At 74.1% G+C, this 13,757-nt stretch carries 12 protein-coding genes; 2 read left to right on the top strand and 10 right to left on the bottom strand.

What is annotated here, in order from left to right; all coding sequences use genetic code 11:
- Positions 1 to 48: 48 nt before the first annotated feature.
- Positions 49 to 456, bottom strand: a complete 408-nt coding sequence (locus ACL03H_RS03475) for a DUF779 domain-containing protein (protein ID WP_412809577.1) — start codon at positions 454 to 456, stop codon at positions 49 to 51.
- Positions 456 to 1,979 (bottom strand): acetaldehyde dehydrogenase ExaC, encoded by a 1,524-nt coding sequence (gene exaC / locus ACL03H_RS03470; protein ID WP_412809576.1) that lies wholly within the window; start codon positions 1,977 to 1,979, stop codon positions 456 to 458. The genes ACL03H_RS03475 and exaC overlap by 1 nt, the downstream gene beginning before the upstream one ends.
- A gap of 287 nt (positions 1,980 to 2,266) precedes the next feature.
- Here exaC and ACL03H_RS03465 point away from each other — a divergent pair, with 287 nt between their 5' ends.
- Positions 2,267 to 3,742 carry a sigma-54-dependent transcriptional regulator family protein gene (locus ACL03H_RS03465; RefSeq protein ID WP_412809575.1) on the top strand — a complete coding sequence of 492 codons (1,476 nt, stop codon included), beginning with the start codon at positions 2,267 to 2,269 and terminating at the stop codon, positions 3,740 to 3,742.
- A 90-nt stretch (positions 3,743 to 3,832) separates the two neighbouring features.
- On the opposite strand, the gene ACL03H_RS03460 is transcribed toward ACL03H_RS03465, so the two are convergent.
- The 8 genes from ACL03H_RS03460 to ACL03H_RS03425 form a co-directional block, all read right to left on the bottom strand.
- Positions 3,833 to 4,072 carry a phosphopantetheine-binding protein gene (locus ACL03H_RS03460; RefSeq protein ID WP_412809574.1) on the bottom strand — a complete coding sequence of 80 codons (240 nt, stop codon included), beginning with the start codon at positions 4,070 to 4,072 and terminating at the stop codon, positions 3,833 to 3,835.
- 38 nt (positions 4,073 to 4,110) lie between these two features.
- Positions 4,111 to 4,764, bottom strand: coding sequence for an isochorismatase family protein (locus ACL03H_RS03455; protein WP_412809573.1), 654 nt, complete (start codon positions 4,762 to 4,764; stop codon positions 4,111 to 4,113).
- 56 nt (positions 4,765 to 4,820) lie between these two features.
- On the bottom strand, positions 4,821 to 6,449 hold the full coding sequence (locus ACL03H_RS03450) for a (2,3-dihydroxybenzoyl)adenylate synthase (RefSeq protein ID WP_412809572.1): 1,629 nt from the start codon (positions 6,447 to 6,449) through the stop codon (positions 4,821 to 4,823).
- A gap of 43 nt (positions 6,450 to 6,492) precedes the next feature.
- Positions 6,493 to 7,770: an isochorismate synthase DhbC gene (dhbC, locus tag ACL03H_RS03445; RefSeq protein WP_412809571.1), complete on the bottom strand. Its 1,278-nt coding sequence runs from the start codon at positions 7,768 to 7,770 to the stop codon at positions 6,493 to 6,495.
- 62 nt (positions 7,771 to 7,832) lie between these two features.
- Complete coding sequence (locus tag ACL03H_RS03440; RefSeq protein ID WP_412809570.1) at positions 7,833 to 8,615, bottom strand: 2,3-dihydro-2,3-dihydroxybenzoate dehydrogenase; 783 nt, start codon at positions 8,613 to 8,615, stop codon at positions 7,833 to 7,835.
- Positions 8,616 to 8,776: 161 nt separating this feature from the next.
- Entirely contained in the window at positions 8,777 to 10,120 is a 1,344-nt protein-coding gene (locus tag ACL03H_RS03435) for a carboxyl transferase domain-containing protein (RefSeq protein WP_412809569.1), read from the bottom strand.
- A complete protein-coding gene (locus ACL03H_RS03430) occupies positions 10,113 to 11,564 on the bottom strand; it encodes an acyl-CoA synthetase (protein ID WP_412809568.1) in 1,452 nt (483 codons plus the stop codon). Before ACL03H_RS03430 ends, ACL03H_RS03435 begins: the two co-directional genes overlap by 8 nt.
- Positions 11,565 to 11,589: 25 nt before the next feature.
- On the bottom strand, positions 11,590 to 12,840 hold the full coding sequence (locus ACL03H_RS03425) for an SLC13 family permease (protein ID WP_412809567.1): 1,251 nt from the start codon (positions 12,838 to 12,840) through the stop codon (positions 11,590 to 11,592).
- Between the two features lie 189 nt (positions 12,841 to 13,029).
- On the opposite strand from ACL03H_RS03425, the gene ACL03H_RS03420 reads away from it, so the two are divergent.
- Positions 13,030 to 13,731, top strand: a complete 702-nt coding sequence (locus ACL03H_RS03420) for a FadR/GntR family transcriptional regulator (protein WP_412809566.1) — start codon at positions 13,030 to 13,032, stop codon at positions 13,729 to 13,731.
- Positions 13,732 to 13,757 lie beyond the last annotated feature (26 nt).

The following is a 13,757-nucleotide window of genomic DNA, read 5'->3' as shown; positions in this document are numbered from 1 at the left end:
CCCCCCCCCCCCCCCCCCCCCCCCCCCCCCCCCCCCCCCCCCGGCGCGTCAGCCCTGGCCGAGCTCCTGCCACTCGTCGTCGGTGAGCAGCCGCGAGCGGATCAGGAAGCGCACGCCCTCGGGAGCTTCCAGGGAGAAGCCGCTGCCCCGGCCCGGGACGACGTCGACGGTGAGGTGGGTGTGCTTCCAGAGCTCGAACTGCGAGCCCGACATCCACATCGGCACCGGGTCCGGCGTCCCGTCCTCGGCGGGGACCGCCAGGTCCCCGAGGTGCACGTCGGAGGCCCCGGTCCGGAACTCCCCCTGCGGGTAGCACATCGGAGCGCTGCCGTCGCAGCAACCGCCGGACTGGTGGAACATCACCGGCCCGTGCTGCGCCCGGAGGCGACGGATGAGGTCCGCCGCCTCCGGAGTCACGGCCACCCGGGCGGGGACGCCCGTCTCCCGCTCGCCCATCAGAACAGCCCCGGGCCGTTGTCCGCGTAGCTGACCAGCAGGTTCTTCGTCTGCTGGTAGTGGTCCAGCATCATCTTGTGCGTTTCGCGGCCGATGCCGGACTGCTTGTAGCCGCCGAATGCCGCGTGCGCCGGGTAGGCGTGGTAGTTGTTCACCCACACCCGGCCGGCCTGGATGTCCCGGCCCGCGCGGTAGGCGGTGGAACCGTTGCGGGACCACACGCCCGCGCCGAGGCCGTAGAGGGTGTCGTTGGCGGTCTTGATCGCCTCGTCGTAGTCGGCGAAGGACGCCACCGAGACCACCGGACCGAAGATCTCCTCCTGGAAGATCCGCTGCTTGTTGTGGCCCTCGAAGATGGTGGGCTGCACGTAGTAACCGCCCGCGAGCTCGCCGCCGTGGTCGATGCGCTCACCGCCGGTGAGGACCTTGGCGCCCTCCTGCCTGCCGATGTCGATGTAGGAGAGGATCTTCTCCAGCTGGTCGTTGCTGGCCTGCGCGCCGATCTGGGTGTCGGTGTCCAGCGGGTGCCCCTGCTTGATCTTCTCGGTCCGCGCCACGGCGTCGGACAGGAAGTCCCGGTACATGCCCTGCTGCACGAGGGCGCGGGACGGGCAGGTGCACACCTCGCCCTGGTTGAGCGCGAACATGGTGAAGCCCTCGACGGCCTTGTCGTAGAAGGCGTCGCGCTGGGCGGCGACGTCGTCGAAGAACAGGTTCGGGCTCTTGCCGCCGAGCTCGACGGTGACCGGGATGATGTTCTCGCTGGCGTACTGCAGGATGAGCCGCCCGGTGGTGGTCTCGCCGGTGAAGGCGACCTTGCGGATCCGCGAGTTCGACGCCAGCGGCTTGCCCGCCTCGACCCCGAAGCCGTTGACCACGTTGAGCACGCCCGGCGGCAGCAGGTCCGCGATGAGGTCCAGCAGCACGTGGATGGACGCCGGGGTCTGCTCGGCGGGCTTGAGCACGACGGCGTTGCCGCCCGCCAGCGCGGGGGCGAGCTTCCAGACCGCCATCAGGATCGGGAAGTTCCACGGGATGATCTGGCCGACCACGCCCAGCGGCTCGTGGAAGTGGTAGGCGACGGTGTCGGCGTCGATCTGCGACAGCGAGCCCTCCTGGGCGCGCAGCGCACCGGCGAAGTACCGGAAGTGGTCGATGGCCAGCGGGATGTCGGCGGCCAGCGTCTCGCGGACGGGTTTGCCGTTCTCCCAGCTCTCGGCGACCGCGAGCGCCTCCAGGTGCTGCTCCATGCGGTCGGCGACGGCCAGCAGCACCCCGGCGCGTTCGGCCGGGGCCGTGCGGCCCCAGGCGGGGGCGGCGCCCTCGGCGGCGTCCACGGCCCGCTCGACGTCCGCGGCGGTGCCGCGGGCGATCTCGGTGAAGGTCCGGCCGTTGACCGGGGTGGGGTTCTCGAAGTACCCGCCCTGGGCGGGGGCCACGTACTCACCACCGATGAAGTGGTCGTAGCGCGAGCGGTACTCGACCACGGAACCGTCGGTCCCCGGTGCTGCGTAGCGCGTCATGTGCTGCCTCCCGTACGACGTTGTGCGGTATCTCGGTGACGCTACGCAGCGCCACGTTGCAGTGGCGTTGCCCGGCTCCGGGCGAGGCATCGGGGTGACCGCGCTTGCCCGCGACCGGCGTCACGGTCGAGGATGGTCCGATCGGGCGTGATCCGCCGATCCGGTGCAGCGGCTTCCCGGCGCGACGGACCCGGGCGCTTCCGGTACGGTGCCGGATCCGATCTCCGGGCCGGGCGACCACCGCCGCGGGGATGACGCCGCCGTTCCACCGCTGCGAGCACGGAGTCATGAAGCGCACCGACGACATCCCGGCCGATCCGCTGGAACGCGCCCGCCTGCTGCGGCGGGTGCACTCCGCCGTGCTGTCCGGGCAGCGGGCCCCGCGGTCCCCGCGTCCGGTGATCTCCGATTCCTGGCGCCGTTCGCTCGCGGCCAGCGTGGATCCGGACCGCTGGGAGCCACCGGTGGTGTTCGACGCCGACCGGCTGGCCGAGGAGCGCGCCGCGCACCCCCTCGCGGGCTGCGTGCCGATGCTGCGGCGCACGCTGCTGGAGGCCGCCGACGGCACCACCCACATCATGATCATCACTGACGCGGCGGGGAACATCCTGTGGCGCGAGGGCCATCCGAACGTCTGCCGGGACGCCGACCGGGTGCGGCTCGCCGAGGGCACCACCTGGTCCGAGTCCTGCATCGGCACCAACGCGATGGGCACCACGCTGGCCACCGGCCTGCCGGTGCAGATCCACTCCGCCGAACACCTGGTCCGGCGCTACCACTCGTGGACCTGCGCGGCCTCGCCCGTGCACGACCCGGAGACCGGGGGACTGCTGGGCGCCATCGACCTCAGCGGCCCGCTGCACACCATGCACCCGGCGCTGCCCGCGCTGGTCTCGGCGGCCGCGACGCTGGTCGAGGGGACGCTGCGGGAGCGGATGGCGCGCCGCGACGAGCGGCTCCGGGAGCGGGGCATGGACGCGCTGCGCGCGCTGGGCGGCGAGCCGGGTGCGCTGCTGAGCTCCTCCGGCCGCGTCGTGGCGGCCGCGCCCGGCGACCTCGCGCTGCCGGCGCGGGTCGAGCTGGATCGCCCGGACGGGTCCTTGCTGCTGGGTGGCCGGGAGGTGCGCATCGAGCCGCTCGCCGAGGGTTATCTGCTGCGCGCACCGCGGCAGGCGGGCGCGCGGTGGCCGCCGACGGTGCGGTTGCGGTTCCTCACCTCCCGGCCCGTGGTGGAGCTGCGCGGGCGCGAGGTCTCGCTGAGCCCGCGCCGCGCGGAGCTGCTGGCGGTGCTGGCGCTGTCCCGGGAGGGCGTGAACGCCGAGCAGCTGGCGCTGGCGCTGCACGGCGAGCGGGGCAATCCGGTGACCGTGCGCGCGGAGATCCACCGGCTGCGCGCTCAGCTCGGGGACGACGTGGTGCGGACCAAGCCGTACCGGCTCGACGCCGAGCTGGACGCGGACTTCCTGCGGCTGCGGGCCGCGGTGCGCGCGGGCCGCCTGGCGGAGGCGCTGGAGCTGCACCGGGACGCGCTGCTGCCCGCCTCGGAAGCCCCGGCGGTCCGGGAGGAGCGAGCGGACCTGCTCGCCGGGCTGCGCGGTGCGCTGCTCGCGGCCCGCGACCCGGAGGCGCTGTGGCGGTTCGCCGACGGATCCGGGCGCGACGACGTCGAGGCGCACGAGGCGCTGCTGCACCTGCTGCCCGCCCAGGACTGGCGCCGCCCGACCGTCGCCGCCCGCCTCGGACGCCTGCTGGACGAACCGTGACGCCGTCCGCCCGGACCTGACCAGGGGTGCCGATCGTCCCGGTGGTCCGCTCGGGCTCGCCGCCTCAGGACGTGGGCCTCGGGAGCGGGTTCACGCGGGCAGCTTCGGTTCCAGCACGGCCCACCACTCGGCGAGCGTGGTGCGCTCGGCGAGGTCGGCGAACGTGATCTCGACGCCCCGGGCGCGCCAGCGCTCCACCAGGCTCATGATCCGCACCGAGTCGAGCCCCCAGTCCAGCAGGTCCTCCTCATCGGTGAGCTCCGACGGGTCCTCGTAGAGCAGCTCGGCCACGTCGGCCCGCACGTCCCGCAAGGTCAGCTTCCCGCTCATCGTCCCCTCCTGCACGTGTCCTCCTCCCCCTCCGGGGCTCATGCCACCGCGGACGGCCGCGGCGCCAGCGATCGAGCCAGGCGTTCGGTCGACTCCACCACCGCGCAGCGCTTCGCCGCGTACTGCAACGCCATCCGGTGCTCCTCGGCGGAGAAGTCCGCGACCGCGTCGGCGGCCAGGAACGCCCGCACCTCCTGCTGGAAGGCCTCGGCCGCGGTCATCAGGCAGCCGATGTGCGCGTAGATCCCCGTGATGATCAGCTCGTCGCGGCCCCAGTCGCGCAGCATCTGACGGAGCTCGGTGCGCTGGAAGGCGCTGTAGCGCCACTTCGTCAGGTGCACGTCGCCAGGTTCGGGCGCGAGCTCGTCGATGATCGCCTCCTGCGCGGCGTCGGCGACCCCGGGGCCCCACCACTCCAGCTGCAACCCGCGCTGGTCCGGCGTCTGCCCGCTGGGTTGCGCGCAGTACACCACCGGGACCCCGGCCGCGCGGGCGCGCGCGGCGAGCGCGCGGATGTTCGGCACGACCTCGGTGAGCGGTTCGGCGTCCGGTTCGAAGACGCCGACGAAGTGGCGTTCCATGTCGTGCACCAGCAGCACCGCGCGCTCCGGGTCCGGCCGCCAGTCCACCCGGTTCGCGGGCAGCTCGTCCTGGCGCGGCACCCGGTACGGTGCGATCGTCGGCAAGCCCACCTGTAGTTCCTCCCGTCCTGCTCCGGCTCCGACCTGGGGAGCTCTCCCCGGCCGGTTCATCGGCGTTCGAGCCCCGGCACCAGCTCGCGCCGCACCGCGTCGCGCAGGTCGCGCTTGCTGACCTTGCCGACACCGGTCTGCGGGAACTCGTCGACGAACTCGACGCGGTCCGGCACCTTGTATCCGGCGAGCCCGCGATCGCGGACGAACCTGATCAGCTCCCGGGCCTTCGGCGGCTGCCCGCGCGGCACCACGAACGCGCAGGTGCGCTCGCCGAGGTACTGGTCCGGGATGGAGACCACGGCGGCGTCGTGCACCGCGGGGTGCGCGAGCAGGTGGTTCTCCACCTCCTCGGCGGCGACCTTCTCCCCGCCCCGGTTGATCTGGTCCTTCGCCCGGCCCTCCACGACGATGTTTCCCTCGGCGGTGAACCGGACGACGTCGCCGGTGCGGTAGAACCCCTCCGGGGTGAACGCCTTCGCGTTGTGCTCCTCGGCCCGGTAGTAGCCGCGGATCGTGTAAGGCCCCCGGGTGAGCAGGTGTCCGGTGCCGCCCGGCGGGACCGGCCGGTCCTCGTCGTCGACCACCAGGACCTCGTCGTCCGGGGAGATCGGCCGCCCCTGGGTGGAGACGATGACGTCCTCCGGGTCGTCGAGGCGGGTGTAGTTCACCAGTCCCTCGGCCATGCCGAAGACCTGCTGCAGGGTGGCGCCGAGCACGGGCCGCACCCGGCGCGCGACCTCCTCGCTGCACTTGGCGCCGCCGACCTGGAGCACCTCGACGCTGGAGAGGTCGTGCTCGGTGTTCGCGGCGGCGTCGAGCCACACCAGCGCCAGCGGCGGGACCGCGGCCAGCAGCGTGATCCGCTCCCGTTCCACCAGCGGGAACACCACGTCCGGGCTGGGGCGCCGGGCCAGCACGACGCGCCCCCCGGCCTGGAACACGCCGAGAGCGCCCGGGGAGCTCATCGGGAAGTTGTGCGCGGCGGGCAGCGCCACCAGGTAGGAGGTCTCGGCGGTGACTCCGCAGATCTCGTTGCTGGCGCGGAAGGAGTAGGCGTAGTCGTCGTGGGTGCGGGGGATCAGCTTGGGCACCCCGGTGCTGCCGCCCGAGAGCTGGAGGAAGGCGATGTCCCCCGGCGCCGGACCGTCCACGTCGGACGGTTCGGCACCGATCCCGGACAGCGCGGAGAAACCGGACTCCCCGGGGTCCCCCGCGATGAGCACGTGCGCCAGTCCCGGCACCGCCGCGACCACGTCGGCGGCCAGCGCCCGGTGATCGAAACCGGCCTCGACGTCGCAGGTGATGTAGGCGGCGGCCGCGCTGAACTCGCAGAAGTAGGCGATCTCGGTGAGCCGGTGCGAGGGCAGCGCGAACACCGGCACCGCGCCGAGGCGGAACAGCGCGAAGCACACCTCGTAGAACTCGGCGATGTTCGGCAGCTGCACCACGACCCGGTCCTCCGCGCCGATGCCGAGCTGCCGCAGCCCGGCCGCGAGGCGGTCGGCGCGGTCGTCGAGCTCGGCGTAGGTCAGCGCGCGGGCGGCGTCGACCACCGCGGTCCGCTCGCCGTGCTCGGCGGCGCGGGCGCGCAGCACTTCGCCGAAGGTCTCACCGCGCCAGTACCCGGCCGCGCGGTAGCGCTCGGCCGTCTCGGCGGGCCAGGTGGGGCATCCGGGCAGCATCTCGTGGTTCCTGTTCGTTCGGGGATCCGGGGGCGGCCGGGCGCTAGAGCGCGTCGGCCCAGCCCATCGCCGACAGCGCGGTGCGGAACTTCGCCGAGGTCTCGGCGAGCTCGTCGGCCGGAACGGAGCCCTCGACGATCCCGGCCCCGGCGTAGAACCGCAGCGAGGGGCCCTCGATCTCGGCGCAGCGGATCGTGACCACCCATTCTCCGTCGCCCGCGGCGTCGCACCAACCGACCATCCCGGTGTAGAAGCCGCGCTCGAACGGCTCGGCCTCCGCGATCGCGACCCGCGCGGCCTCCGGCGGCGTCCCGCAGACGGCCGGGGTCGGGTGCATCGCCGCGGCCAGCTCCAGCGAGGAGGTGGCGGGGTCGGCGAGCTCGCCGGTGATGTCGGTGGACAGGTGCCACATGGCGGCGGTGGAGATCACCGAGGGGTGCTCGGGGACCACCAGCTCCCGGGTCAGCGGGCTCAGCCCCGCCACCACGGCCTCCACCACGGCGGCGTGCTCCCGCAGGTCCTTGGCGGAGCGCAGCAGCTCCTCGGCGCGGCGGCGGTCCTCGACCGGGTCGGCGCTGCGCGGGCGGGACCCGGCCAGCGGATTGGCCCGGACCCGCGTCCCGCGCCGGGACACCAGCAGCTCCGGGCTGGCGCCGAGCAGGGTGCGGGCGTGCTCCGCGCGCTGACCGGAGCCTTCCTCACCGCGCCGGGGCAGGTCCACGGCGAAGGTGTAGCCACCCGGGTCCGCGCCCGCGAGGTTGCGCAGCACCCCGGCCGGATCGATCGGGGCGGAGGTCGACAGCTCCAGCGAACGGGCCAGCACGACCTTGGTCAGGCCGCCGTCGCGCAGCCGCTTGAGGACCCGCTCCACCGCGCGCTCGTACTCGGCCGGCGCGGGGACCTGCCGGAGCTGGTACTCCAGCTCGGGAGGGCTGGGCGCGCCGACCCGCTCGGTCAGCGGCCCGGCCCGGTGCACCGAGCTCGGCAGCACCAGGTGCGCGGGCAGGTTCTCCGCGAACGGCACGGCGCCGACCACGACCGGATCGACCCGGCCGAACTCCTCGGCGCCGCGCAGGAACTCCGCGACCTGCCGGGGCAGCGCGGCACGCCCGCCGGCGGTCGTCTTCGGCACCTGGGCGTCGACGCCGCGCGCCAGCATCGAACCGCGGGGGGAGGCGAAGAAGAACGAGGTCCCCGCCCGGTAGTGGTCCAGCAGCTCCGCCGGAGCGGGGGCGGCCCCCTGGCCCGGGCCCAGCGGCTCGCCCGGGGTCGCCGGGTCCGCCGGAGGCGGGGCGCCGAGGTCGCCGGATGCTCCGCGCATGGTCGTATGGCTCCCGGTGGTCATGTGTGCCTTCCGTGCGGGGGTGTGGTCGAAGGGGCGGCTCAGGCGCGCAGCGTGGCGCCGCCGTCGACGTACAGGTCGTGCATCGTGATGTGCCCGGCGCCGTCGGAGAGCAGGAACACGACGGCCTCCGCGATGTCCTCGGCGGTGGCGAGCTTGCGCAGCGGGATGCCGTTCTTGAAGGTCTCCAGCGATCCGGTGATCACCGGTTCGGCCCCGCGCTCGTCCCACAACCGGTGCTGCATCGCCGTGTCGGTGGAGCCGGGCGAGACCACGTTGCAGCGGATGCCGTGCTCGGCGAGTTCGAGGCCGAGCGACTTGGTGAACAGCGTGGCCGCCGCCTTCGAGGCACCGTAGGCGGCCATCCCGTGCCGGGGAACGCCCGCCGCGTTGGAGCCGACCGTGACGATCGAACCGCGTCGGCGCGGGATCATCCGCTTCGACACCGAGCGGCACAGGTGGAAGACCCCGGTGGTGTTGACCGCGAAGGTCCGGTGCCAGTCCTGCTCGTCGAGCTCCTGCACGGTGCCGGGGCGCAGGATCCCGGCGACGTTGACCAGCAGGTCCACCGGTCCCGCGGTGCGCTCCACCCGCTCCACCAGCGATTCCACGGTCGGCGCGTCGGCGACGTCGGCCGGGCAGGACATCACCTGGTGCCCCCGCGCGGCCGCGTCCGACACGACCTCGGCGAGCGCGTCCTCGTCCAGGTCGACCGCGGCGACGGTCGCTCCGAGCTCGGCGAGCGCGTGCACCACCGCGGCCCCGATGCCGTGGGCGGCACCGGTCACCACCGCGATCCGCCCGCTGATCCCACTGCGGTCCATCTCGCCCTTTCCCTCGGCGGCGCGGCCCGGGGTTGAGACCGCATCACGACTGTATGGTTAGGCTAACCTGACCATCGGGGAAAGAGGTAGGGGATGACCATCACACCCCCGTCCCACCGGTCACCGGCGGCGCCGCGGCCCGGCACGGGCGGGGACCGGGTTCAGCCCGGCGGCAGCACCCCGCGGACGAAGCCGAGCTCCAGCAGGTCCTGCGGGCGCAACCGCATCCTGCCCGCGAGCCCGGGCACCTCCTCCGGCGGGCGCTTGAGGATCGCCGCCGCTGATTCCGGGGCGATGACGGCGAAGTAGGCGTCCGAGGTGATCCAGGTGGCCCCGGGCGCGGCCAGCGCCAGCGCTCCCCCGGAGCCGCCCTCACCGATCACCAGGGTCGTGATCGGCACCTGGGCCGCCGCCACCGCGCCGAACAGCTCACCGATCGCCGGACCCGCGCCGGCGCGCTCGGCGTCGGCTCCGTTGGCCGCGCCCGGGGTGTCGACGAGCGTCAGCACCGGCAGGCCGAGCCGGTCGGCCAGCAGCACCAGCCGCGCCGCGGCGCGGAACCCCGCCGGGGTGTTCGCCGCACCCGTCTGCGCCGCGTAGGCGATCGGGCGGCCGTCGTGCTCGCCGACCCCGCACATCATCCCGGGGTCCGCGCCGCCCGCCCGGTCACCGCCGAGGTCGAAGCGGGTGCGGAAGTAGCGGTCCAGGTACTCGGCGGCGCGCGGGCGCTCCGGGGCCCGCGCCCGGCCGACGGCGTCCCAGCCGGTCCGCGCCACCGGTGGCGCGGGCAGCGGCGCGGGCAGCGGGGCCGGTTCCGGCGGGCGGCGCAGGCGGTGCGGGTGCAGCAGGTCGACGAGCTCGGCCAGCACCGAGGGCAGCTCGTCCTCGGCGACCAGCCGGTCGACCTGCCCGGTGGCGGCCTTGCCCTCGGCGGTGAACGCCTCCCCGGTGTCCTGCGCGCCCCGGACCCGGCTGCCGCCGAAGGCCACCGCCGCCCCCGGGTCGGCCAGCACCACGTCCGCTCCCGCCGCCAGCGCCGCCCACATGCCGCCGGTCGTCGGGTGCCGCAGCACGCAGACGTGCGGGACGCGGGCTTGCCTGGTCAGCAGGCAGGCCCGGGCGATCACCTGGAGCTGGGCCAGCGCGCGGATGCCCTCCTGCATCCGGCTGCCACCGGAGGCGACCAGCGAGATCACCGGCAGCCGCCACCGGCGAGCGCGCTCGAACGCCGCCGCGATCCGCGCGCCCGCCCGCTCCCCCACCGAGCCGCCGAGGAAGCCGAATTCGAAGGCGATCAGCACCGCCCGCCGCGAACCGAGCACGCCGACGCCGCAGAGCACGGACTCCGCCTCGCCGGTGCGCTCGGTGGCGCGGGCGCGCTGGTCGTCGTAGCCGGGCCAGCCCAGCGGCCCGTTCGCCCGGGTCGGCGGCGGCGGCTCGTCGAACTCGGCGAAGTCCGCGCACAGCGCGCCGATCAGCTCCCGCGCGCCCCGCCGCTCAGCCATTCAGCGCCTTCTTCATCACCTTGCCCATCTCGTTGCGCGGCAGGGATTCGACGAAGCGCACCTCGCGCGGGCGCTTGTGCGGGGTGAGCAGCCCGGCGACGTGCCCGGCGAGCTCGCGGGCGGTGGCCTCCTCGTCCGCGACGGGCGCGGCGGGCACCACCCAGGCCACGATGCGCTCGCCGAGGTCCGGGTCCGGACTCCCGGTCACGGCGACCTCGGCGACGGCCGGGTGCTCCAGCAGCGCGTTCTCGATCTCCCCGGCGCCGATCTTGTAGCCGCCGCTCTTGATGATGTCGGTGGCCTTGCGCCCGACGATGCGCAGGTAGCCGTCGGGCGCCCGGGTGGCCACGTCACCGGTGCGGAACCAGCCGTCCGCGAAGGCGTCCGCGGTCGCGTCCGGGCGGTTGAGGTAGCCGGTGAACAGGTTCCGGCCGCGCACCAGGATCTCCCCGACCGTCTCGTCGTCGCTGACCTCGATGGTGGCACCCGCCTCGTCGACGAGCTTGATCTCCACCCCGTCGAAGGGCAGGCCCACGTAGCCCGGCCGCCGGTCCCCGCCCGCGCGGACACCCGAGTTCATGATCGTTTCACTCATGCCGTAGCGCTCCACGACCCGCTGGCCGGTGAGCCGCTCGATGCGCTCGTGCTCCACCGCGGGCAGGGCCGCCGAGCCCGACACCAGCAACCGCGCCCGGCCCACCGCCGCCGCCAGCTCGGGGTCGCGCTCGGCGTCGTCGGCGAGCCGGTGGTACATCGTCGGCACCCCGAACAGCATCGTCGCGGATCCGGCCAGTTCCTCGGCGACCGCCCGCGAGGAGAACCGGCCGAGGTGGTGCGCGGTGCCGCCGAGCCGCACCGGCCCGAGCGTGCCGAGGATCAGCCCGTGCACGTGGAACAGCGGCAGCGCGTGCACCAGCACGTCCCGCTCGGTCCACTCCCACGCCTCGGCCAGGGCGTCGAGGTTCGCCCGGATCGCGCGCCGGGGCAGCACCACGCCCTTGGGCGGCCCGGTGGTGCCGGAGGTGTAGACGATGAGCGCGGGCGCCTCCTCGTCCGGTTCCGGGGGCAGCGGACCGGCGCCGGGTGCCAGGTCGACCTCGTGCACCGGGACCTCGCCCAGCTCGCCGGGGGCCTCGAAGCCGGGCGCGGCCAGCAGCAGCTCGGGTTCGCTGTCGCCGAGCACGTGCGCGAGCTCCCGCTGCCCGATCTTCGGGTTCACCGGCACCACGGCCGCCCCGGTGGCCAGCGCCCCGAACACCGCCACGCAGGTCTCCAGCTCCGAGGTCGCCCACACCGCGACGCGGCGGGCGGAGCCGATCCGCTCCGCGACCCCGGCCGCGGCGGCGGCCAGCTCCCGGTAGCTCAGCGCGCGAGCGCCGAACCGCAGAGCCTCACCGCCCTCCGGCCGGTGCAGCCGGGGGAACAGCTCCGTTGCGCGATTCATGCACACCTCCGAGTCCGAGCACGGGTCATCCCAGTCCGGGGACGACGAACACCAGCCAGGCCGCCAGCGGCCCCACCGCCACGACCACGCCGCCGTAGACCATCAGGCGGCGGAAGAACACCTCGCGGTCCACGCCCTTGGCGTTCGCCAGCACGATCGCCCCGTTGGTGGAGAACGGGCTGACGTCCACGAGGGTCGCCGACACCGCGAGCGCGGTCACCACGTCCACCGGTCCGATCGAGCCGGTCGCCAGGAACGGCACCGCCAGCGGGATCAGCGCGCCCATCAGCCCCACCGAAGAAGCGAAGGCCGACACCACCCCGCCGATGTAGCACAGCAGCAGCGCGGCCAGCAGCGGCAGGCCCACCCCGGCCACGGCGCGTCCCGCGTAGTCGATGGTCCCCATCTCCTGCAGCACGCCCACGTAGGTCAGCACCCCGCAGATCAGCAGCACCGTGGGCCAGGTGACCTCGGCGGGCGCGTTCCTGGCGACCTTCGGCGAGAGCACGGTGAGCACCACCGCGACCGTCATCGCGACCAGACCCGCGTCCAGCTCGAACACCAGCGTGCACAGCACCAGCGCGAGCAGTCCCACCAACGTCAGCACCCGGTCCCGGGTGAGGCCCATCCGCTCCACCGGTTCGGCGTCGTCCTCGGGTCCCGGTTCCGCCCTGGCCAGCCGCAGCCCGCCGAACAGCGCGAACACCACGCCCGCGATCACCAGGTTCAGCGCGAAGCTGCCCAGGAACAGCACCAGCGGCGAGCCCGGCAGACCGTTGTCGGCGACCACCCCGTTCACGATCACCCCGTACACGCTGATCGGCGAGAACCCTCCCGCCTGCGCACCGTGCACCACCATGGCGCCCATGAGCAGCGGGTTGATCCCGTGCCGGGCCGCGAGGTTCAGCGCGATCGGGGCGATGATCGCGCAGGCCGCGGGGCTGACCGCGCCGATCGCGGTGAGCACGGCCGCGATCCCGAACATCACCCAGGGGAGCACCGCGATCCGGCCGCCCACCAGCCGCACCGCCCAGTGCACCAGCCAGTCGGTCGTTCCGTTGGCGCGGGCGATCGCGAACAGGTAGGTCACGCCGACGAGGACCACGAAGATGTCCCCGGGGAATCCGGCGAGGATGTCGTCCTCGGAGAGCCCGCCGACGAGCTTGCCGACCGCGAAGGCGGCGGCGAACGAGAGCACCCCCATGTTCACCGACATGGTCGTGGCCAGCACGAAGCAGGCCACCAGCGCGTAGATGGAAATCAGCTCGGGCGACACCGTTGTCTCCTCACCGCTCCTGCGCCGGAGGTGCGGGGACCGGGCGCAGTGGTTTACTGGCTGGACCACTGTGCGCCCCCCTCCGGACGTGGTCAAGAGTCCGCGGTGGTCCGGTGCGCGGACCACCTGACCTCCGGACCGGTGCTAGCCTCGGACCTCCCCGGACGTCCTCGCAGCAGGGAGCAGCAGGTGTCGGACGCGCTGCGGCCGCTGACCCGGCCGAGGCTCTACGAGCAGGTCGTGGTGCGCCTGCGCGAACACGTCGCGGCCTCCGGTCTCGCCGCGGGGGACCGCCTCCCCCCGGAACGCGAGCTGGCCGAGCGGCTGGGCGTCAGCCGCGCCTCGGTGCGCCAGGCGATCGTGGTCCTCGAGGTGCAGGGCCTGGTCGAGGTCCGCCACGGCGGCGGGACCTACCTGCTGCGCGCCGTCCTGGACAGCGAGCCGGTGGCGGAGCTGGTCGCCCGCCGCAACCGGCTGCCCGACGTGCTCGACGCCCGCGAGGGCCTGGAGACCAAGCTCGCCGAGCTCGCCGCGGAACGCCGCACCGACGACGACCTCGCCGAGATCGACGCGGCGCTGGCCGACATGCGCGCGGAGGTCGAGCGCGGCGAGCTGGGCGCCGAGGGAGACCGCCGGTTCCACGCCGCGATCACCGCCGCCGCGCACAGCGCGATGCTCGCCGAGTTCATGCGCACCATCGCCGCGGAGATCGCCGAAAGCCGCCAGGAGTCGCTGCGCCAGCCGAAGCGCCCGCCCCGGTCGCTGGCCCAGCACGAGCGCATCGCCGAGGCCGTCCGCGCCGGGCAGCCCCGCGCCGCCGCCACCGCGATGCGCCGCCACCTGCGCACGGTCAGCCGGGTCCGGTTGCTCAGCTGGAACCCGGACGACTGACCACCGGGGTCGGCGCGGTCTCCGCA

Origin of the sequence: Saccharopolyspora antibiotica, assembly GCF_047200635.1 — a bacterium.
Classification (GTDB): domain Bacteria; phylum Actinomycetota; class Actinomycetes; order Mycobacteriales; family Pseudonocardiaceae; genus Saccharopolyspora_C.
Note: the sequence above shows the minus strand (reverse complement) of the source record. Positions and strands in the feature narration are given on the sequence as shown.

Coding starts and splice junctions, on each gene's coding strand:
- ACL03H_RS03435 (WP_412809569.1), bottom strand. CDS start 10,120: ATGGCTGAGCGGCGGGGCGCGCGGGAGCTGATCGGCGCGCTGTGCGCG.
- exaC (WP_412809576.1), bottom strand. CDS start 1,979: ATGACGCGCTACGCAGCACCGGGGACCGACGGTTCCGTGGTCGAGTAC.
- ACL03H_RS03475 (WP_412809577.1), bottom strand. CDS start 456: ATGGGCGAGCGGGAGACGGGCGTCCCCGCCCGGGTGGCCGTGACTCCG.
- ACL03H_RS03460 (WP_412809574.1), bottom strand. CDS start 4,072: ATGAGCGGGAAGCTGACCTTGCGGGACGTGCGGGCCGACGTGGCCGAG.
- ACL03H_RS03430 (WP_412809568.1), bottom strand. CDS start 11,564: ATGAATCGCGCAACGGAGCTGTTCCCCCGGCTGCACCGGCCGGAGGGC.
- dhbC (WP_412809571.1), bottom strand. CDS start 7,770: ATGCGCGGAGCATCCGGCGACCTCGGCGCCCCGCCTCCGGCGGACCCG.
- ACL03H_RS03465 (WP_412809575.1), top strand. CDS start 2,267: ATGAAGCGCACCGACGACATCCCGGCCGATCCGCTGGAACGCGCCCGC.
- ACL03H_RS03450 (WP_412809572.1), bottom strand. CDS start 6,449: ATGCTGCCCGGATGCCCCACCTGGCCCGCCGAGACGGCCGAGCGCTAC.
- ACL03H_RS03440 (WP_412809570.1), bottom strand. CDS start 8,615: ATGGACCGCAGTGGGATCAGCGGGCGGATCGCGGTGGTGACCGGTGCC.